Below are 18,523 nucleotides of genomic sequence, written 5' to 3'. Positions count from 1 at the left end.
TGTCCAGGTTGATCTTCCCGCCCGCGCCGCCCGCCGCGTCCGGGAAGATCAACCTGGACAAGGGCCGGGTGAGCCTCCAGAAGAACCAGACGGTCTCCCTCGTCAAGGGCGGCCGCCCGCTCAACCGGTCCGTGCGGATGGGCCTGGGCTGGGAGCCCGCGTGGCACAGCCGCGCCATCGATCTCGACGCCTCGGTGATCGCCTACGGCCCCGACCGCAACATGATCGACGCCTGCTACTTCGGCAAGCTCCAGATCCTCAACGGCGCCATCCAGCACTCCGGTGACAACCTCACCGGCGAGGGCGCGGGCGACGACGAGTCGATCACCGTCCACCTCGACGGCCTGCCGCCGGAGGTGACGGGCCTGGTCTTCACGGTCAGCTCCTTCAACGGCCAGAAGTTCACCCAGGTCGCCAAGGCGTACTGCCGCCTGCTCGACGCCCGCACGGGCGAGGAGATGGTCCGCTTCGACCTGACCGGCGCCGAGCCGAAGACGGGCGTCCTGATGTGCAAGTTCGTCCGGCAGTACTCGGGCGAGTGGGAGATGACCGCCATCGGCGAGTACGTGAAGTCGAAGACGGTGCGCGACCTGGTCAAGCCCGCCGCCATGGCCCTCTAGGCCCCCTGCGGCACGGCTGCCGCCGGCAGAGCGGCGAGGCGGGCGAGCCGACGGTGGGAGGCGAGGAGCGCCGCCCGGTCGTACGAGGCGGCGGTGACGAGCACCTCGTCGGCGCCGCTGCGCCCGATCAGCGTGTCGAGCGCGGCGGCCACCTCGTCCTCCGTGCCGTAGAGCTGGCCGCTCAGCCCTTGACCGAGGAAGCCGCGCTCCCGTTCCGTCATCTCCAGGGACTCGATCTCCTCCGCCGGGAGCAGCGGCGGGAAGACGCCGCGCGTACGGGAGTGGGCGAGGGCCCAGGCCTCGGGGAGCAGCAGGCGGCGGGCCTCGTCGGCGGTGTCCGCGACGGCGATGCCGCCCGCGACGACGACGTAGGGGTGCTCGCGCAGGGCGGTGGGGCGGAAGCCGGCGCGGTAGCGGTCGACGGCGGCGAGCATTCTGTCCTCGCCGTGCAGTCCGCCGATGACGAGGGCGGCGCCCGCGCGGGCGGCGATGTCCGCGCCCGCCTCGTTGGCGAGGACGAACAGGGGCACCCGCAGGCCCTCCGCGGGACGGGCGTGCACCTGGGGGTGGGCGCGCGGGCCGTCGGTGAAGTAGGCGGCGAGCTCGGCGAGTTGGCCGTCGAAGTCGTCCATCGCGTCCTTCTCCGTACCGAGGGCGCGGCGGATGCCGTCGGTGAAACCCACGGAGCGGCCCAGCCCCATGTCGATCCGGCCGGGGAAAAGGGACTCCAGCACCCCGAACTGCTCGGCGACGATCAGGGGGCGGTGGTTGGGCAGCATCACGCCGCCGGTGCCGACGCGGATGCGCGAGGTGGCGGCGGCCACGGCCGCGGCCAGCACGGTGGGCGCGGACCCGGCGACCCCGGGCACGCTGTGGTGCTCCGACACCCAGAACCGGTGATACCCGAGCCCCTCGACCTCCCGCGCGAACCCGACGGTACCCCGCAAGGCCTCAGCGGGCTCCCGCCCGCGCCGGGTGAGGGACCGGTCGAGAACGGAGAACCGTGTGGAGCGTATGCGCGCGGTGGTCACGTCCGCTTCAACAACACCGCCCCACGAAGATTCCCGGGCAGGGCGCCCCGTAAGGGGCGCGGGGCTGTTGTCGGTATGCGGCTCCGCCGCGTGGGCGCGCCCAGCCCCGGGGCCGTGCCCCGTAAGGGGCGCGGGGAACTGCGCGCCCAGCCACAACGGCCCCGCAGCCGCGCGCGCAGCGCAAGAGGCACCCCGGTAGGCGCCCCCGCCGAAAAGCAGGGGCACCCCACCCCGCCGAAAAACCCTAGCGGCGCGACCGCGCCTTGAACGCCGCCTTACGGGCCTCCTTGGCCGCCTTCTTGTCCGGGTGCAGACGCCCCATCGCCTCCAGGACCTCCGCCGTCGCCGGGTGGTCCACCCGCCACACCGAGTCGAAGAAGCCGCTGTGGCGGTCCACGAGGTCCGTGACCAGGGCGCGCAGCTCGTCGCTGTCGCCGTCGGCCGCGAGCTGGGCGGCGATCGTGTCGACGGTGAGCCAGAAGACCATCGCCTCGTCCGGCTCGGGGACGTCCGCCGCACCGTGCTCGGCGAGCCAGACGCGGGCGAGCCCGCCCAGCTCACGGTCGTCGAGGACCTCGCGGAGCGCGGGTTCGGCCTCGGTGCCGAGCAGGGAGAGCGCCTGCTGGCAGAAGAGCCTGCGGCGCGGCGAGTCCTCGTCCGCGCCGTGCGCCGCGGCGAGCAGTTCCCGTGCGGCGTCGAGCGGCGCGCGGCGGGCCACCCACAGCTCGGTCTCGGCGCGCGCGGCCGCCTCGGGGTGTCCGGGGAGCGCGGCGAGCAGTTCACCGGCGCCGCGCTCGGCGAGGTCGCCGACGGCGGGCGCGTCGACCCCGGCGTCGAGCATCCGCTGGCGCACCGCGTAGACGCCGAGCGGGGTGAGGGTCACCATGCCGTAGCGGCTGACGTCCTCGTCCTCGGGGCTGTCGGAGTCGACGCCGTCGACGGACTCGCGGATGTGGCCCTCGCCGTCGATCTCCTCGATGAGGGACTCGTCGACGGGCCGGTAGGCCACGAGTCCGGTCAGGGCGAGCATCCGGAACTGGTCGTCCAGGCGCATCATCGCGTCGGAGACCTCTTCGAGGACGTCGTCGGTGGGCTCGTCCATGTCATCCGGGACGATCATGGAGGCGGCGAGCGCGGGCAGCGGCACGGGCCGGTCGGCGCTGCTCTCGTCCAGCGCGGTGAAGAGGTAGAGGTTGCCGAGGACGCCGTCGAGGAAGTCGGCCTCCTCCTCGGGGTTCCAGTCGAGGCTGTCGAGGTCGAGGTCCTCGCCCTCGGCGAGCTGCTCGGCGATCGCGCCGAGGTCGGGGGCGGCGGCGTCGGCGAGGACGCTCTCCAGGCCGCCGAGCCACAGGTCGAGGACGTCCGCGGGGCTGCCGGAGGTGAGGGTGGCCAGTTCCTCGCCCGTGGCGGCGACACCGGCGGGCAGGTTCTCGTCGGCCGGCTCGTCGGGGTGCTCGGTGAAGTCCACGAGGCCGGTGTCCAGCGCGTGCTGCCAGGCCTCGGCGGCGTACGCGGGGCCGTCCTCGTCGTCCGTGAGGCCCAGGAGCTCGGTCGCGGCGCGCAGCTGCGTATCGAGCAGCTCGCCGCCCACCCCGACCGGAGTGCCCTCCTCGCCCGCCCAGCGGGCCAGCTTCGCGGCGCGGGAGAGCAGCGGCGTGGACAGGGCGTCGCGCGCGAGCTCCGCGTCGGAGGGGAGCCGCACCGGCGGCATGGTCGGGCGGTCTCCGGACATCAGGGGGGTCATCTCCTCGTGGTGAACAGTGCGCCGGTGTGCCAAAGGTGTCAGAGGGGCGCGATGCCCAGCCTAGACGGGTTTTCCGTGCCGCCGCCCAGCCTGTTCAGCCCGTCGGCGGACCACTGCGAACGGATTCCTGACGAAACCTTGACAACTGCCCTGTCGGCACCGGACATTGACGCGCGTAGATCTTGCTCGGCCGGTCCGGGCGCCCCGAGTGACGCATCCAGCGGCGGCTCGCCCCGTACGGCCCTTCTTCCCTTCTCCTTCTCCCGGAGGCCCTTGTGCCCACTCCCCTGCGCAGATCCGCGACCGTCGGCTCCCTGGTGGCCGCCGCGCTCGCCGCGGGCCTGCTCGCCGTCCCGCAGTCGGCGAGCGCCGCCGACGTGCGCATCCACGACATCCAGGGCTCGACCCGGATATCCCCGTTCGCCGGGCGGCAGGTGGACGGCGTGCCGGGCGTCGTCACGGCCGTACGCGCCTTCGGCTCGGCGCGCGGCTTCTGGCTCCAGGACCCGGAGCCGGACGCGGACCCCGCGACCAGCGAGGGGATCTTCGTGTTCACGGGGTCGGTCACGCCGTCCGTCGCGGTGGGCGACGACGTACGCGTCTCGGGCACGGTCACGGAGTACTACCCGGGCGGCGAAGCCGCGGGCCTGCAGTCGGTCACCCAGCTCACCAAGGCCGCCTGGACCGTGCGGTCCTCGGGCAACGCGCTGCCCGCCCCCGTGGTGCTGAAGGCCTCGGAGCTCCCGGGGCGGTACGCGCCGGACGCGCACGGCGGTTCGGTCGAGAAGCTGCCGCTGAAGCCCGGGAAGTACGCCCTGGACCGCTTCGAGTCGCTGGAGGGCATGCGGGTCTCCGTCAAGGACGCGCCCGTGGTCGGCGCGACCAGCGCGTACAAGGACCTGTGGGTCACCGCCGACCCCCGCCACGACCGCACCGCGCGCGGCGGCGTGCTCTACGGCGCGTACGACGACCCCAACGCGGCCCGGGTGAAGGTGGCCTCGCTGATCCCGTACGCGCAGCGGTCCTTCCCCGTCGCGAATGTCGGTGACGTGCTGACCGGCACCACCACCGGCCCGCTGGACTACGACAACCACGGCGGCTACACCCTCCAGGCGACCGAGCTGGGCACGCTCGCCGACAAGGGCCTGAAGCGGGAGACGACGCGCAAGCAGCGGGACGACGAGCTGGCGGTCGCCACGTACAACGTGGAGAACCTCTCGCCGAAGGCCCCGCAGGCGAAGTTCGACCGGCTGGCGGGCGCGCTCGTGACCAACCTGGCGGCGCCGGACGTCGTGGCCCTCGAAGAGGTGCAGGACGACAACGGCACCACGGACGACGGGACCGTGGCCGCCGGGCAGACGCTGCGCAAGCTCACGGACGCGATCAGGGCGGCGGGCGGCCCGGCCTACGAGTGGCGGCAGATCGACCCGGTGAACGACAAGGACGGCGGGCAGCCGGGCGGCAACATCCGTACCGCGTTCCTCTTCAACCCCGCGCGGGTCTCCTTCGACGACCGCCCCGGCGGGGACTCCACGACCGCCGTGCGGGCCGTCCGCGAGGGCGGCAAGGCCGCGCTCTCCGCGTCCCCGGGCCGCGTCGCCCCGGCCGACGCGGCGTGGACGAACAGCCGCAAGCCGCTGGCCGGGCAGTTCACCTTCCGGGGGCAGCGGGTCTTCGTCGTCGCCAACCACTTCAACTCCAAGGGCGGCGACCAGGGCCTCGACAGCCGCTTCCAGCCCCCGGCCCGCTCGTCAGAGATCCAGCGGACGCAGCAGGCACGTCTGGTGAACGCCTTCGTCAAGGACCTGCTGAAGGCCGACCGGCGCGCGAACGTGATCGTCGCGGGCGATCTCAACGACTACCAGTTCTCGCCCGCGCTGAAGGCCCTGACCGCGGGCGGCGCCCTCACCGACCAGGTCACGAAGCTGCCGAAGAAGGAACGGTACGGCTATGTCTTCCAGGGCAACTCGCAGGTCCTGGACCACATCCTGACCAGCTCCCACGTCCGCCGCACGGACTACGACATCGTGCACATCAACGCGGAGTTCGCCGACCAGGCGAGCGACCACGACCCGCAGGTGCTGCGCTGGAGGCCGTAGGGCATACGGAGAGGGGCGGTGCGGCTCGGCCGCACCGCCCCTCTCCTCTTCATCAGTCGTTGCTGTGCAGCGCGGCGTTCAGACCGCCCCAGGAACCGGAGCGCGGGAGGGCCTCGACGCGGCCGGTGGTGGAGTTGCGGCGGAAGAGGAGGTTGGTGGCACCGGAGAGGTCCAGGGCCTTGACGACCTCGCCGTCCGGCAGGGTGACGCGGGTGCCCGCGGTGACGTAGAGGCCCGCCTCGACGATGCAGTCGTCGCCCAGCGCGATGCCGAGACCGGACTCGGCGCCGAGCAGGCAGCGCTCGCCGATGGAGATGATCTGCTTGCCGCCGCCGGACAGCGTGCCCATGATCGAGGCGCCGCCGCCGATGTCGGAGCCGTCGCCGACCACGACGCCCGCGCTGATGCGGCCCTCGACCATCGAGGTGCCGAGGGTGCCCGCGTTGAAGTTGACGAAGCCCTCGTGCATGACGGTGGTGCCGGCCGCGAGGTGCGCGCCGAGGCGGGCGCGGTCGGCGTCGGCGAGGCGGACGCCGGAGGGCACGACGTAGTCGGTCATGCGCGGGAACTTGTCAATGCTGGTCACGGCCAGGTGCAGGCCCTCGGCACGCGCGTTCAGGCGGACCTTCTCGACCTGGTCGACGGCGACCGGGCCGAGCGAGGTCCAGGCGACGTTCGCGAGCAGGCCGAAGATGCCGTCCAGGTTCTGGCCGTGCGGCTTGACCAGGCGGTGCGAGAGCAGGTGCAGGCGCAGGTAGGCGTCGTGCGCGTCGAGCGGCTTGTCGTCCAGCGAGGCGATGACCGTACGGACGGCGACGACCTCGACACCGCGGCGCGGGTCGGGGCCGACGGCCTTGAGGGCGCCCTCGCCCAGCAGCTCCGCGGCCCGCTCGGCGGTCAGGCGCTCGGTCCCGGCCGGGCCGGGCTCGGCCACCAGCTCGGGGGCCGGGAACCAGGTGTCGAGGACGGTGCCGTCCTCGGTGATCGTGGCGAGACCGGCGGCGACGGCGCCGGAGGGGAGGGAAGCTGCTGCATCGGTCATGGTCGAAAGCTAACCGGACACAGCCGCTCAATGCGAACCGGTCCCCCCGCCTACCACACCCGCGACGGCCCGGCGCACCTCCTCGTGGACCAGGGGCCGCCCGGTGAGCAGCGCCGGCCGGCCCAAGGGAGTACCCGACCAGCCCTTGATCGACTTGGGTCAACGTTGACCAATTCACCACCGAGTACTGGCAGTTGGCGACTGTATGGTCTGCGCATGTCAGCCGATGCCGGGCGGAGGCCGTCGCTGCCGGTGCTCCCCTATCGCAAACCCACCCGAGGGCGGGACTACTGGGTGCTGGACGACGTGCTGCCCGGGGTGGACGCCGTGCGGGCGCGATGTCTCGCGAAGGACGACTGGGTCGAGGGATATCCGCACAAGCCCGAGAGCTGGCCCGGGCTGCGGGCCATGCCGGCGCTGGAGCCCGCGGAGCTGGAGCACGTCGAGCGGCTGGTGCGCAAGGCCACCGGAGCGCGGCGCGTCTGGCGGGAGACGGCGCCCGGCGGCGGGACCCTGAACCACAACTGCGTCCAGGTCGTCGGCGCGGGCGAGAGCGAGCCCCGTCCCCACACCGACTCCCGCGCGCTGTGCCGCTACGCCGCCGTGCTGTATCTCAACCCGGGCGTACCCAGGGACTGCGGGACCAGCTTCCACCGGCAGCGGCTGCCCGACGGCGGGCTCGGCGGCAACATGGTGACCGCGCCGCACAACAACCTGGTGGACGCCCTGGGCACACGGTTCGTCCCGCCGGACTCCTTCACCGAGGACGTGCGCGTACCGCACCGCTACAACCGGCTGCTCCTCTACACCGCCAACATGATGCACAGCGCGAGCGCCTATTGCGGCAGCACGCTGGAGGACAAGCGCATGACGGCGGTCTTCTTCTGGATGGCGTGACGCCTCTGTTCGCCGCCGCTGCGCCTACGAGCTCGATCCACCACGCCCGTCCGGCGGCTGCGGGTTGCGTCGTGGCTGGTCGCGCCCACGCGGCGGAGCCGCACAATGTCACAGCCCCGCGCCCCTTACGGGGCGCGTCCCACACAGCAGCAGCCCGTCTCCCGGCCATAAGGCCGGGGGACGGGCTGCCGACTGCGGAAAAAGGGAGAGCTCAGACGTTGAAGCCGAGCGCTCGGAGCTGCTCGCGGCCCTCGTCCGTGATCTTGTCCGGGCCCCACGGCGGCATCCAGACCCAGTTGATCCGGAGCTCGTTGACGATGCCGTCGGTGGCCGACCGCGCCTGGTCCTCGATCACATCGGTCAGCGGGCAGGCCGCCGACGTCAGCGTCATGTCGAGGGTGGCGATGTTGGCGTCGTCGATGTGGATGCCGTAGATGAGGCCGAGGTTGACGACGTCGATGCCCAGCTCGGGGTCGACCACGTCGTACAGCGCTTCGCGGACCTCCTCCTCGGTGGCCGGCTTGGTGGTCGTCACGTCCACGTTGTCACTCATGCGGTCTTCCCTTCGGACAGCGCCTTCGCCGTCGCGTCCTTCCACGCCATCCAGCTGAGCAGTGCGCACTTCACCCGCGCCGGGTACTTGGAGACACCGGCGAACGCGACCGCGTCCTCCAGCACCTCCTCCATCGCGTCGTCCGGCTCGACCCGGCCCTTGGACTGCATCAGCTCCAGGAAGGTCTCCTGGATCCGACGCGCCTCGGCGAGCTCCTTGCCGACCAGCAGCTCGTTGAGCACGGAGGCGCTCGCCTGGCTGATGGAGCAGCCCTGGCCCTCGTACGAGACATCTTCGATCGTCTCGCCGGAGAGCCGCACCCGCACGGTGATCTCGTCGCCGCACGTCGGGTTGACGTGGTGCGCCTCGGCGTCACCCGGACGCAGGCCCCGGCCGTGCGGGTGCTTGTAGTGATCCAGGATGACGTCCTGGTACATCGAATCAAGCTTCACAGTCAGCAGCCCTCGCGTCAGCCGAAGAAGTTCCGGACGTGCTCCAGGCCCTCGACCAGGGCGTCGACCTCGCCGGGCGTGGAGTACAGATAGAACGACGCCCGGGTGGTCGCGGGAATTCCGTACCGCAGGCAGACGGGCCGCGCGCAGTGGTGGCCGACCCGGACCGCGATGCCCTGCTCGTCGAGCACCTGGCCCACGTCGTGCGGGTGGATGTCACCGAGCGTGAAGGAGACCGTCGCCCCGCGGTCCTCGGCCGTGGTCGGGCCGATGATCCGCAGGTCGGGGACCTCCTGGAGACGGCGCACCGCGTACTCGGTGATCGCGTGCTCGTGGCGGGCGATGTTCTCCATGCCGATCGAGGTGAGGTAGTCCACCGCGGCGCCGAGGCCGACGGCCTGGGCGATCGGGGGCGTACCGGCCTCGAACTTGTGCGGCGCGGGGGCATAGGTCGAGGAGTGCATCGAGACGGTCTCGATCATCTCGCCGCCGCCGAGGAACGGCGGCAGGTCCTCCAGGAGCTCCTGGCGGCCCCACAGCACGCCGATGCCCGTCGGCCCGCACATCTTGTGGCCGGTGAAGGCCACGAAGTCGGCGCCGAGCGCCTGGACGTCCAGCGGCATGTGCGGGGCGGCCTGGGAGGCGTCGATCACGACGAGCGCGCCGACCTCCTGGGCCCGGCGGACGATCGCCTCGACCGGGTTGACCGTGCCCATGATGTTGGAGACCAGCACGAACGAGACGACCTTGGTCTTCTCGGTGATGATCTCGTCGATGTTGGACAGGTCCAGGCGGCCGTCGTCGGTGAGGCCGAACCACTTCAGCTTCGCGCCCGTGCGCTGCGAGAGCAGCTGCCACGGCACGATGTTGGAGTGGTGCTCCATCTCCGTGATGACGATCTCGGTGTCGTGGTCCACGCGGTAGGGCTCGTCGGCCCAGCCCAGCATGTTGGCCACGAGGTTGAGCGACTCGGAGGCGTTCTTGGTGAAGATCACCTCGTCGCGGCTGGGCGCGTTGACGAACGCCGCGACCTTGTCACGGGCGCCCTCGTAGAGCGCCGTTGCCTCCTCGGCGATGGTGTACACGCCGCGGTGGACATTGGCGTTGTGCTGCTCGTAGTACGCGCTGAGGGCGTCGAGGACCTGGCGCGGCTTCTGGGAGGTCGCCGCGGAGTCCAGGTACACGATCTTCTTGCCGTCGTGGACCGTGCGGTCCAGCAGCGGGAAGTCCTTGCGGATCGCCTCGGTGTCGAGGAGCCCCGGCAGTATCGTCACGCGGTTACGCCCCCTTCGTCTGGTAGGCCTCGTAGCCCTCGTTCTCCAGCTTGTCGGCGAGCTCGGCGCCGCCGGACTCGACGATGCGACCGCCGGAGAAGACGTGGACGAAGTCGGGCTTGATGTAGCGGAGGATGCGCGTGTAGTGGGTGATCAGCAGGGTGCCCACCTCGCCGGTCTCGCGGACGCGGTTGACGCCCTCGGAGACCTGGCGCAGCGCGTCCACGTCGAGGCCGGAGTCGGTCTCGTCCAGGATCGCGATCTTCGGCTTGAGGAGTTCGAGCTGGAGGATCTCGTGGCGCTTCTTCTCACCGCCGGAGAAGCCCTCGTTGACGTTGCGCTCGGCGAAGGCCGGGTCCATGTTGAGGCGCTCCATGGCCTCCTTGACCTCCTTCACCCAGGTACGCAGCTTCGGGGCCTCGCCGCGGATGGCGGTGGCGGAGGTGCGCAGGAAGTTGGAGACGGAGACACCGGGGACCTCGACCGGGTACTGCATGGCGAGGAAGACACCGGCGCGGGCGCGCTCGTCCACCGACATGGCGAGGACGTCCTCGCCGTCGAGGGTCACGGTGCCACCGGTGACCGTGTACTTGGGGTGACCGGCCAGGGAGTAGGCCAGGGTGGACTTGCCGGAGCCGTTGGGGCCCATGATGGCGTGGGTCTCGCCCTGCTTCACGGTCAGGTCGACGCCGCGCAGGATCTCCCGCGGGCCGTTCTCGGCCTCGACGGAGACGTGCAGGTCGTGGATCTCAAGCGTTGCCATGGGGAACTCAGGACTCCTGGGTGACGGAGACGAGCACGTCGTCCCCTTCGATCTTGACGGGGTATACGGGGACGGGACGCGTGGCGGGCAGGCCGGAGGGCTTGCCGGTGCGCAGGTCGAAGCTGGAGCCGTGCAGCCAGCACTCGATGGCGCAGTCCTCCACCTCGCCCTCGGACAGCGAGACGTTCGCGTGCGAGCAGATGTCGTTGATCGCGAACACCTCGCCCTCGGTGCGGACGAGGGAGACCGGCGTGCCGTCGATCTCGACCCGCTTGGGGGTGTCCTCCTCCAGCTCGCTCAGGGCGGCTGCCTTCACGAACGCGCTCATGCGACCGACGCCTCCAGCTCGGCCTCGATCTTGGCGATGAGGCGCTCCTCCAGCTCAGGGATGCCGATCTGCTGGACGAGCTCGGCGAAGAAGCCGCGCACGACCAGGCGGCGGGCCTCGTGCTCGGGGATGCCGCGGGCCATCAGGTAGAAGAGCTGCTCGTCGTCGAAGCGGCCGGTCGCCGAGGCGTGGCCGGCGCCGGCGATCTCGCCGGTCTCGATCTCCAGGTTGGGCACGGAGTCGACGCGGGCGCCGTCGGTGAGGACGAGGTTGCGGTTGAGCTCGTAGGTGTCGGTGCCCTCGGCGGCCGCGCGGATGAGCACGTCACCGATCCACACCGCGTGGGCGTTCTCGCCCTGGAGCGCGCCCTTGTAGGCGACGTTCGAGCGGCAGTGCGGGGTGTCGTGGTCGACGAAGAGGCGGTGCTCCTGGTGCTGGCCCTCGTCCGTGAAGTACAGACCGTAGAGCTCGGCGTCGCCACCGGGGGCGCCGTAGACGACCCGGGGGTGGATGCGGACCACGTCGCCGCCGAAGGTGACGATCACGGACTTGAAGGAGGCGTCGCGGCCGACCAGCGCGGTGTGCTGGGCGGCGTGCACGGCGGTGGCGTCCCAGTCCTGGACCGAGACGACGGTGAGCTTGGCGCCGTCGCCGATCAGGTACTCCACGTTGGCGGCCAGGGTGGCGTCGCCGGTGTGGTCGAGGACGACGACGGCCTCGGCGAAGGCGCCGACCTCGACGACCTGGTGGCCGAAGGCCACGCCGCCCTCGCCCTGCACGGAGATCCGCACGGGCTCGGAGAGCACGGTGTCCTTGGGGATCGAGACGACCGAGGCCTTCTCGAAGGAGCTGTACGCCTGGGCGGCGACCCGGTCGACCGGCGCGCCCGCGCGGCCGAGACGGGCGTCGTCCCGGCCGACGGTCTCGACGGTGACGCCCGCGGGGGCGCTCACCTCGACCTTGACGCCCGCGCCGCCGGCGACGGCGGTGCCGTCGTGCAGCCCGCGGAGGCGCTCCAGCGGGGTGAACCGCCACTCCTCCTCGCGGCCGTGCGGCACGGGGAAGTCCGCGACGTCGTACGAGGCGCGGGCGGAGTAGCGGGACTCGATGGGCTGCTGGGCCCCACCCACCTGGATGGCGCCGTCGGTCGTGCTGCCGGCGGGAGTGTTGTCAGCCATGGCTGTCGTCGTGCTCTCTTCCTGTCACAAAAGGGTCGCTGCGTACGGGGCGGGGGCTCGGGTCAGCCGACCGCGCCTTCCATCTGCAGCTCGATCAGCCGGTTGAGCTCCAGCGCGTACTCCATGGGCAGCTCCCGGGCGATCGGCTCGACGAAGCCGCGCACGATCATGGCCATGGCCTCGTCCTCGGACAGGCCGCGGCTCATCAGGTAGAAGAGCTGGTCGTCGCTGACCTTGGAGACGGTCGCCTCGTGGCCCATGGAGACGTCGTCCTCGCGGACGTCGACGTAGGGGTAGGTGTCCGAGCGGGAGATCGTGTCCACCAGGAGGGCGTCGCAGAGCACGTTCGACTTGGAGCCGTGGGCACCCTCGCCGATCTCGATCAGACCGCGGTAGGAGGTGCGGCCGCCGCCTCGCGCCACCGACTTGGAGACGATGTTGGACGAGGTGTTCGGGGCCATGTGGACCATCTTGGCGCCTGCGTCCTGGTGCTGGCCCGCGCCGGAGAAGGCGATGGACAGGGTCTCGCCCTTGGCGTGCTCGCCCATCAGGTAGACGGCGGGGTACTTCATCGTCACCTTGGAGCCGATGTTGCCGTCGACCCACTCCATGGTCGCGCCCTCGTAGGCCACGGCGCGCTTGGTGACCAGGTTGTAGACGTTGTTCGACCAGTTCTGGATGGTCGTGTAGCGGCAGCGGCCGCCCTTCTTGACGATGATCTCGACCACGGCGCTGTGCAGCGAGTCCGAGGAGTAGATCGGGGCGGTGCAGCCCTCGACGTAGTGGACGTAGGCGTCCTCGTCGACGATGATCAGCGTCCGCTCGAACTGGCCCATGTTCTCCGTGTTGATACGGAAGTAGGCCTGCAGCGGGATGTCGACGTGGACACCCTTCGGGACGTAGATGAAGGAGCCACCGGACCACACGGCGGTGTTCAGCGAGGCGAACTTGTTGTCACCGACCGGGATGACCGTGCCGAAGTACTCCTGGAAGAGCTCGGGGTGCTCCTTCAGGGCGGTGTCGGTGTCGAGGAAGAGCACGCCCTGCGCCTCCAGGTCCTCACGGATCTGGTGGTAGACGACCTCCGACTCGTACTGGGCGGCGACACCGGCGACGAGGCGCTGCTTCTCGGCCTCCGGGATGCCCAGCTTGTCGTAGGTGTTCTTGATGTCCTCGGGCAGCTCCTCCCAGGAAGCGGCCTGCTTCTCGGTGGAGCGGACGAAGTACTTGATGTTGTCGAAGTCGATGCCGGAGAGGTCGGAGCCCCAGGTCGGCATGGGCTTCTTCGCGAAGAGCTTCAGGCCCTTCAGACGCAGCTTGAGCATCCACTCCGGCTCGGACTTCTTCGCCGAGATGTCGCGGACGACGTCCTCGTTGAGGCCGCGCTTGGCCGCGGCACCGGCGACGTCGGGGTCGGCCCAGCCGTACTCGTACGTGCCCAGGCCCTCGAGCTCAGGGTGGGCAGTCTCCGTGGGGAGAGTCATGCGGGGTTCCTCCCGGCCGTGCTGGCGGATGCTGTGGTGGTCTTGGTGGTGCGCCGCTTCTCGCTGCGCGGAATGAACGTCGTGCACACACCGTCGCCGTGGGCGATGGTGGCAAGACGCTGCACATGGGTCCCGAGCAGGCGGGAGAAGACCTCGGTCTCCGCCTCGCACAGCTGCGGGAACTGCTCGGCGACATGGGCGACCGGGCAGTGGTGCTGGCAGAGCTGTTCGCCGACCGGTGCGCTACGCGCCGTAGCAGCGTACCCGTCGTCGGTCAATGCCCGGGCAAGGGCCTCCGCGCGGGACTCCGGGGCTGCGGCCTCCAGGGCCCTGCGATACCCCTCGGCCTGTGCGGCCATCCGGGCGCGGGCGAAGGCGGCCACGGCGGCCTCGCCCATCTCGCCGCCGCCGGCGGCCTGGGCGATCCAGCGCAGGGCGTCCCCGGCCAGCTTGTCGTAGGCCTGGTCGAAGGCGTCGCGGCCGCAGGGGGTCAGCGCGAACGCCTTCGCGGGCCTGCCGCGCGTGCGCGCGCCGTAGACCCGCTTCTCCCGGGGCTCGACGACGCCCTCCGTGACGAGGGTGTCGAGGTGGCGGCGGACGGCGGCCTGGGTCAGCTCCAGCCGCAGGGCCAGCTCGGCCGCTGTGGACGGACCGTGATCGAGGATGGACCGGACGACGCGGTTACGGGTGCCGCGCTGCTCGTCGTGGACACGCTGCTCGTCATGGACGGACCCGGGCGCAGGCACGCCCGGCCCGGCGGCCGCCTGGGCCGCGGGGTCCTGCGGAGCCTCGCTCGCGTATTTCACAACACCATTGTTGCGTAATTAAGGGGGCCGGAACAAGCCTCGCCCGGGCCGACCGCGGTGGTCTCGATCACTAAGGGTCACCTAACCGCCACGGCGAAGATCACCGCGGCGAGGCCCCTCGCAGTCCGGGAAGAGTGCCCCGCGCACACCGGAAAAACGGCGCGGAACCCCCTCCGGAGCGCCCCCGGGCGGACCTCCGGAGCGCCGGTCCCGACCGCCACCCCGGGGCAGCCGCGGACGCCCCCGGGTTCGTAGACTTCCCGCCATGCGCAGCGTCTTCCCGGGGCAGAACCCGGTCGGTCCCCCGCCCTCCGGCGGGGGACCCGCGGTCGAGATCCGCGGTCTGGTGAAGCGGTACGGGGCGAAGACCGCGGTGGACGGGCTCGACCTGTCCGTGACCCGCGGCTCCCTCACCGCCGTGCTCGGCCCCAACGGGGCGGGCAAGACCACCACTGTCGAGACCTGTGAGGGCTACCGCCGCCCCGACGCGGGCACCGTGCGGGTGCTCGGTCTCGACCCGGTCGCCGACTCGGCGGCACTGCGGCCCCGGATCGGCGTGATGCTGCAGAGCGGGGGCGTCTACGCGGGCGCGCGCGCCGAGGAGATGCTCCGCCACACCGCCACCCTGCATGCCGACCCGCTCGACGTCGGCATGCTGATCGAACGGCTCGGCCTGGAGGGCTGCGGCCGCACGCCCTACCGGCGCCTGTCCGGCGGGCAGCAGCAGCGCCTCTCCCTCGCGATGGCCGTCGTCGGCCGCCCCGAGCTGGTCTTCCTCGACGAGCCGACCGCGGGGCTCGACCCCCAGGCCCGGCACGCGACCTGGGAGCTGGTGCGCGAGCTGCGCCGCGACGGCGTCACCGTCGTGCTGACCACGCACTACATGGACGAGGCGGAGTCCCTGGCGGACGACGTCGCGATCATCGACGGCGGCCGGGTCATCGCCCAGGGCAGCCCCGAGGAGCTGTGCCGCGGCGGTGCCGAGAACACGCTCCGCTTCACCGGCCGCCCCGCGCTGGACCTCGTCTCCCTCCTGAAGGCCCTGCCCGCCGACAGCGCCGCGGTGGAACTGACGCCCGGCTCGTACCGGGTCACCGGAAAGGTGGACCCGCAGCTGCTGGCGACGGTCACCGTGTGGTGCGCGCAGCACGGCGTCATGCCGGACCGCATAGCGGTCGAACGGCACACGCTGGAGGACGTTTTTCTGGAGCTGACCGGCAAGGAGCTGCGGGCATGAGCGGGTACACACCGACCGGCTGGGGGTCCGGGGGTTACCCCCCGGAGGACTGCAGCCTTGAGCTGACCGGCAAGGAGCTGCGCGCATGAGCGCCGACACGAACGCGGGCGCCTTCGCCCCGGCGCCCGGCGCCGCCCCGCTGGGCCGGATGATCCGCGCGCAGGCTGCCCTGGAGACGCGGATGCTGCTGCGCAACGGCGAGCAGCTGCTGCTCACCGTCGTCATCCCCACCCTCCTGCTGGTCCTCTTCAGCGCGGTCGACATCGTCGACACCGGCGACGGCAAGGCGGTCGACTTCCTCGCGCCCGGCATCCTGGCGCTCGCCGTGCTGTCGACCGCCTTCACGGGCCAGGCCATCGCGACCGGCTTCGAGCGCCGCTACGGGGTGCTCAAGCGGCTGGGCGCGTCCCCGCTGCCGCGCTGGGCGCTGATGACGGCCAAGACCTGCTCGGTCCTGGTGACCGAGGTGCTCCAGGTGGTCCTGCTGACGGTGATCGCGTTCGCGCTCGGCTGGTCGCCGCAGGGCAATCCCCTCGCCGTCGTCCTGCTGCTCGTCCTGGGCACCGCGGCCTTCTCGGGGCTGGGGCTGCTGATGGCGGGCACGCTCAAGGCGGAGGCGACGCTGGCCGCCGCGAACCTCGTCTTCCTGCTCCTGCTGGTCGGCGGCGGCGTGATCGTGTCGCTGGACAAGTTCCCGGACGCCGCCCGGTCGGTGCTGGAGCTGCTGCCGATCTCGGCGCTCTCCGGCGGCCTGCGGGACGTGCTCCAGCACGGCGCCGGCATGCCGTGGGCCGACCTCGGCATCCTGGCCGCCTGGGCGGTGCTCGGGCTGGGCGCGGCGGCCCGCTGGTTCCGCTGGGAGTGAGCGAGGGGTGAGCCGAGGGCGGGTCACAGCCGGGCAATTCGCCACGCACCCCCCTCGTGAATCCATGCACAAGCGGGCCCTTACGATGACTCCGTGCCCAATTCCATGAACCCCCTCCAGCTGATCGCCGACCGCTGGCAGCCCTCCGCGCGCTTCGTCCAGCGAGCGGCGTTCGCCTGTGTGGTCATGGCCGTGATCATCGTGGTGACCGGCGGCGCGGTCCGCCTCACCCAGTCCGGGCTCGGCTGCCCGACGTGGCCGACCTGCACGGAGGACAGCCTGACGCCCACCCCCGAGATGGGCATCAACGGCGTCATCGAGTTCACCAACCGCATGCTGACCTATGTGCTGTGCGCGGTGGTCGGCGTGGCGATCATCGCGGCACGCGCGCGTGCCCCGCGCCGCCGCAGCCTGACGAAGCTGGGCTGGGCGCAGTTCTGGATCGTCGCGGGCAACGGCATCATCGGCGGCATCACGGTGCTGACGGGCCTCAACCCGTACATCGTCGCCGCGCACTTCCTGTCGGCCACCACGCTGCTGACCGTGGCCGTGATCATGTGGCTGCGCTCGCGCGAGGGCGACGACGAGCCGCGCGACCTGGTGGCCCGTCCGGTGCGCCAGCTCACCTGGGTGCTGGTCGTCGCGACCGCCCTGCTGATCGTGGCGGGCACGGTCGTCACCGGCTCGGGCCAGCACGCGGGCGACGCCAAGAAGGACGTCCACCGCATCCCGCTGGACTGGCGCGAGGTCACCCAGCTGCACGTCGACTTCGTCTACATCGTCATCGGCCTCACCGTGGCGCTGTGGTTCGCGCTGCGGGCCCTGAAGGCCCCCGAGGCGCCGCGCCGCAGGGTTGTCGAGCTGTTCGTCGTGATCATGCTCCAGGGCGCCATCGGCTATGTGCAGTACTTCAACGACTCGCCCGCGCTGGTCGTCGGCTTCCACATGCTCGGCTCCTGCCTGATGTGGATCGCCGTGCTGCGGGTCTTCCTCTCCCTGCGCGAGCGCGGCGAGGCCGCGGTACTGCCGTCCCCCTCCGGCGAGCACTCCGGCGAGCACGAGGCGCTTCAGCCGGCCTCCCGGGCGGCCTCCGCGTCCAGCCGGTAGACCCGCCGCGCGGTGCCCGCCGCGACGAGCGAGACGATCCGCCCCACCTCCGCCCACCGGCACACCCCTTCGGCGACCCAGTCGTTCATGACCCGGCCCATGGCCTGGGCGAACGACCGGGCGCCGACCACGTAGAGCTCCGGCAGCGTCCTCGCCCCGGTGGAGAACAGCAGCTTGCCGAACGGCGCCTCCGCCAGGCTCTCCTCGGGCCGGGGGCCCACGTCCGCGTAGACGTGCGGGAAGGCCGCCGCGAGCCGCGCCGCCTGCCGGTGGTGCCCGGGGTCCGGCAGCAGCACCAGATCCGTGCCCAGGCCCTCGGTGGCGCACAGGAACCGTGCCAGGCGCCGCGGGTCGCGGCAGTGCAGCTGTACGGGCAGCCCCGTGCCGACCGCGCTCCACAGCAGGTGCCGGGCGACCATGGGCTCGTCCAGCGGGCCGCCGGTGCGGCGGGCGCGCAGCCAGCGGGCGACCGCCTCGCGGACCTCCGCCGGTTCCGGCGGTGTCCCGTCGCAGGAGCGGACGCCCGAGGAGAAGGCGACGGCGCTCTTGGCCACCGCGAGGAGCGCCTCCGTCGCGTAGGCGGTGAAGGAGTCGGCGCTCCCTGAGGTGTCGGCGATCTGCTCGGCGAGCGGTTCGAGCCGTACGACCTCGTGGGCGCGTCCGTCGGCGGTGTGCGCCAGCTCCGCGGCCGACGTCAGGCCGCACGGCGCCCCGGCCTCCAGCAGGAAGGTGCCGATGCCCGCGCCGCGCAGCAGCAGCCGCCCGGCCCGGTAGGCGCCCAGCTCCCGCCGCCGCGCGAGGTAGCGCACCGGCGCGCAGTGCGGCTCCAGGCCGAGCAGGGGCGGGCACCAGCGGCGCACGGCCAGTCCCGTGCTGCTGTCGAAATACGTGGTGCCCGGCGGCGCGGGGCCCGTGGCTCCCGCGGCCGCGGCCAGGTGTGTCTCGAACCCGCCGAGCCCCAGGTCACCGTGGCCGATGCCATGACTGTGCTGATCGACGATCGACGGCAAGCCGTCCAACCCCGCCCCCTCGTGCCGTACCCC

Annotated in this window: 18 protein-coding genes; 6 read left to right on the top strand and 12 right to left on the bottom strand. The window is 71.7% G+C overall.

The genetic code is table 11. The annotated features are described in order from the left end of the window. A partial coding sequence (locus K6I34_RS12045) for a TerD family protein (protein ID WP_229325119.1) occupies positions 1–620 on the top strand: 620 nt, incomplete at its 5' end. On the opposite strand, the gene K6I34_RS12040 is transcribed toward K6I34_RS12045, so the two are convergent. Together K6I34_RS12040 and K6I34_RS12035 are read right to left on the bottom strand one after the other, a co-directional pair. Then, entirely contained in the window at positions 617–1,651 is a 1,035-nt protein-coding gene (locus K6I34_RS12040; protein ID WP_229325117.1) for an MsnO8 family LLM class oxidoreductase, read from the bottom strand. The genes K6I34_RS12045 and K6I34_RS12040 overlap by 4 nt on opposite strands. Before the next feature lie 244 nt (positions 1,652–1,895). Next, on the bottom strand, positions 1,896–3,383 hold the full coding sequence (locus K6I34_RS12035) for a hypothetical protein (protein ID WP_229325115.1): 1,488 nt from the start codon (positions 3,381–3,383) through the stop codon (positions 1,896–1,898). Positions 3,384–3,670: 287 nt separating this feature from the next. Between K6I34_RS12035 and K6I34_RS12030 the strand changes: the two genes are divergently transcribed. Further along, positions 3,671–5,494: an endonuclease/exonuclease/phosphatase family protein gene (locus K6I34_RS12030; RefSeq protein WP_229325113.1), complete on the top strand. Its 1,824-nt coding sequence runs from the start codon at positions 3,671–3,673 to the stop codon at positions 5,492–5,494. 52 nt (positions 5,495–5,546) lie between these two features. Here the strand turns inward: K6I34_RS12030 and dapD are convergent, their stop codons facing one another. Then, positions 5,547–6,536 carry a 2,3,4,5-tetrahydropyridine-2,6-dicarboxylate N-succinyltransferase gene (gene dapD, locus K6I34_RS12025; RefSeq protein WP_229325111.1) on the bottom strand — a complete coding sequence of 330 codons (990 nt, stop codon included), beginning with the start codon at positions 6,534–6,536 and terminating at the stop codon, positions 5,547–5,549. A gap of 216 nt (positions 6,537–6,752) precedes the next feature. Here dapD and K6I34_RS12020 point away from each other — a divergent pair, with 216 nt between their 5' ends. Continuing rightward, positions 6,753–7,433 carry a DUF6445 family protein gene (locus K6I34_RS12020; protein ID WP_229325109.1) on the top strand — a complete coding sequence of 227 codons (681 nt, stop codon included), beginning with the start codon at positions 6,753–6,755 and terminating at the stop codon, positions 7,431–7,433. A 211-nt stretch (positions 7,434–7,644) separates the two neighbouring features. Here the strand turns inward: K6I34_RS12020 and K6I34_RS12015 are convergent, their stop codons facing one another. The 8 genes from K6I34_RS12015 to K6I34_RS11980 form a co-directional block, all read right to left on the bottom strand. Then, positions 7,645–7,986: a metal-sulfur cluster assembly factor gene (locus K6I34_RS12015; protein ID WP_121797685.1), complete on the bottom strand. Its 342-nt coding sequence runs from the start codon at positions 7,984–7,986 to the stop codon at positions 7,645–7,647. Then, positions 7,983–8,438, bottom strand: coding sequence for a Fe-S cluster assembly sulfur transfer protein SufU (gene sufU, locus K6I34_RS12010; protein WP_229325107.1), 456 nt, complete (start codon positions 8,436–8,438; stop codon positions 7,983–7,985). The genes K6I34_RS12015 and sufU overlap by 4 nt, the downstream gene beginning before the upstream one ends. A gap of 17 nt (positions 8,439–8,455) precedes the next feature. Further along, positions 8,456–9,712 (bottom strand): cysteine desulfurase, encoded by a 1,257-nt coding sequence (locus K6I34_RS12005; RefSeq protein WP_229325105.1) that lies wholly within the window; start codon positions 9,710–9,712, stop codon positions 8,456–8,458. A 4-nt stretch (positions 9,713–9,716) separates the two neighbouring features. Next, entirely contained in the window at positions 9,717–10,475 is a 759-nt protein-coding gene (gene sufC, locus K6I34_RS12000) for a Fe-S cluster assembly ATPase SufC (RefSeq protein WP_229325103.1), read from the bottom strand. Positions 10,476–10,482: 7 nt separating this feature from the next. Continuing rightward, positions 10,483–10,803, bottom strand: coding sequence for a non-heme iron oxygenase ferredoxin subunit (locus K6I34_RS11995; protein WP_229325101.1), 321 nt, complete (start codon positions 10,801–10,803; stop codon positions 10,483–10,485). Then, positions 10,800–11,981, bottom strand: coding sequence for a Fe-S cluster assembly protein SufD (gene sufD / locus K6I34_RS11990; protein ID WP_229325099.1), 1,182 nt, complete (start codon positions 11,979–11,981; stop codon positions 10,800–10,802). The genes K6I34_RS11995 and sufD overlap by 4 nt, the downstream gene beginning before the upstream one ends. 62 nt (positions 11,982–12,043) lie before the next feature. Continuing rightward, positions 12,044–13,465, bottom strand: coding sequence for a Fe-S cluster assembly protein SufB (sufB, locus tag K6I34_RS11985; protein ID WP_229325097.1), 1,422 nt, complete (start codon positions 13,463–13,465; stop codon positions 12,044–12,046). After that, entirely contained in the window at positions 13,462–14,271 is an 810-nt protein-coding gene (locus K6I34_RS11980) for a metalloregulator ArsR/SmtB family transcription factor (RefSeq protein WP_229325095.1), read from the bottom strand. The genes sufB and K6I34_RS11980 overlap by 4 nt, the downstream gene beginning before the upstream one ends. Positions 14,272–14,536: 265 nt before the next feature. Here K6I34_RS11980 and K6I34_RS11975 point away from each other — a divergent pair, with 265 nt between their 5' ends. From K6I34_RS11975 to K6I34_RS11965, 3 genes are all read left to right on the top strand, one after another. Next, on the top strand, positions 14,537–15,508 hold the full coding sequence (locus tag K6I34_RS11975; RefSeq protein ID WP_229325093.1) for an ABC transporter ATP-binding protein: 972 nt from the start codon (positions 14,537–14,539) through the stop codon (positions 15,506–15,508). An 85-nt stretch (positions 15,509–15,593) separates the two neighbouring features. Next, entirely contained in the window at positions 15,594–16,373 is a 780-nt protein-coding gene (locus tag K6I34_RS11970) for an ABC transporter permease (protein WP_229325091.1), read from the top strand. A gap of 93 nt (positions 16,374–16,466) precedes the next feature. Next, positions 16,467–17,480 carry a heme A synthase gene (locus K6I34_RS11965; RefSeq protein WP_229325089.1) on the top strand — a complete coding sequence of 338 codons (1,014 nt, stop codon included), beginning with the start codon at positions 16,467–16,469 and terminating at the stop codon, positions 17,478–17,480. Here the strand turns inward: K6I34_RS11965 and K6I34_RS11960 are convergent. Next, the gene (locus K6I34_RS11960; RefSeq protein ID WP_374230897.1) at positions 17,441–18,490 is read right to left on the bottom strand and encodes an amidohydrolase; all 1,050 of its coding nucleotides are present in this window, start codon (positions 18,488–18,490) and stop codon (positions 17,441–17,443) included. The two genes, K6I34_RS11965 and K6I34_RS11960, sit on opposite strands and share 40 nt — an antisense overlap. Positions 18,491–18,523: the final 33 nt, after the last annotated feature.

The sequence above is a fragment of the Streptomyces sp. UNOC14_S4 genome, assembly GCF_020740835.1.
Classification (GTDB): Bacteria; Actinomycetota; Actinomycetes; order Streptomycetales; family Streptomycetaceae; genus Streptomyces.
Note: the sequence above shows the minus strand (reverse complement) of the source record. Positions and strands in the feature narration are given on the sequence as shown.

Excerpts from the sequence above, each read along its gene's own strand:
- K6I34_RS12035 (WP_229325115.1), bottom strand. The coding sequence starts at position 3,383 with ATGTCCGGAGACCGCCCGACCATGCCGCCGGTGCGGCTCCCCTCCGAC.
- dapD (WP_229325111.1), bottom strand. The coding sequence starts at position 6,536 with ATGACCGATGCAGCAGCTTCCCTCCCCTCCGGCGCCGTCGCCGCCGGT.
- K6I34_RS12020 (WP_229325109.1), top strand. The coding sequence starts at position 6,753 with ATGTCAGCCGATGCCGGGCGGAGGCCGTCGCTGCCGGTGCTCCCCTAT.
- K6I34_RS12015 (WP_121797685.1), bottom strand. The coding sequence starts at position 7,986 with ATGAGTGACAACGTGGACGTGACGACCACCAAGCCGGCCACCGAGGAG.
- sufC (WP_229325103.1), bottom strand. The coding sequence starts at position 10,475 with ATGGCAACGCTTGAGATCCACGACCTGCACGTCTCCGTCGAGGCCGAG.
- K6I34_RS11995 (WP_229325101.1), bottom strand. The coding sequence starts at position 10,803 with ATGAGCGCGTTCGTGAAGGCAGCCGCCCTGAGCGAGCTGGAGGAGGAC.
- sufD (WP_229325099.1), bottom strand. The coding sequence starts at position 11,981 with ATGGCTGACAACACTCCCGCCGGCAGCACGACCGACGGCGCCATCCAG.
- sufB (WP_229325097.1), bottom strand. The coding sequence starts at position 13,465 with ATGACTCTCCCCACGGAGACTGCCCACCCTGAGCTCGAGGGCCTGGGC.
- K6I34_RS11975 (WP_229325093.1), top strand. The coding sequence starts at position 14,537 with ATGCGCAGCGTCTTCCCGGGGCAGAACCCGGTCGGTCCCCCGCCCTCC.
- K6I34_RS11970 (WP_229325091.1), top strand. The coding sequence starts at position 15,594 with ATGAGCGCCGACACGAACGCGGGCGCCTTCGCCCCGGCGCCCGGCGCC.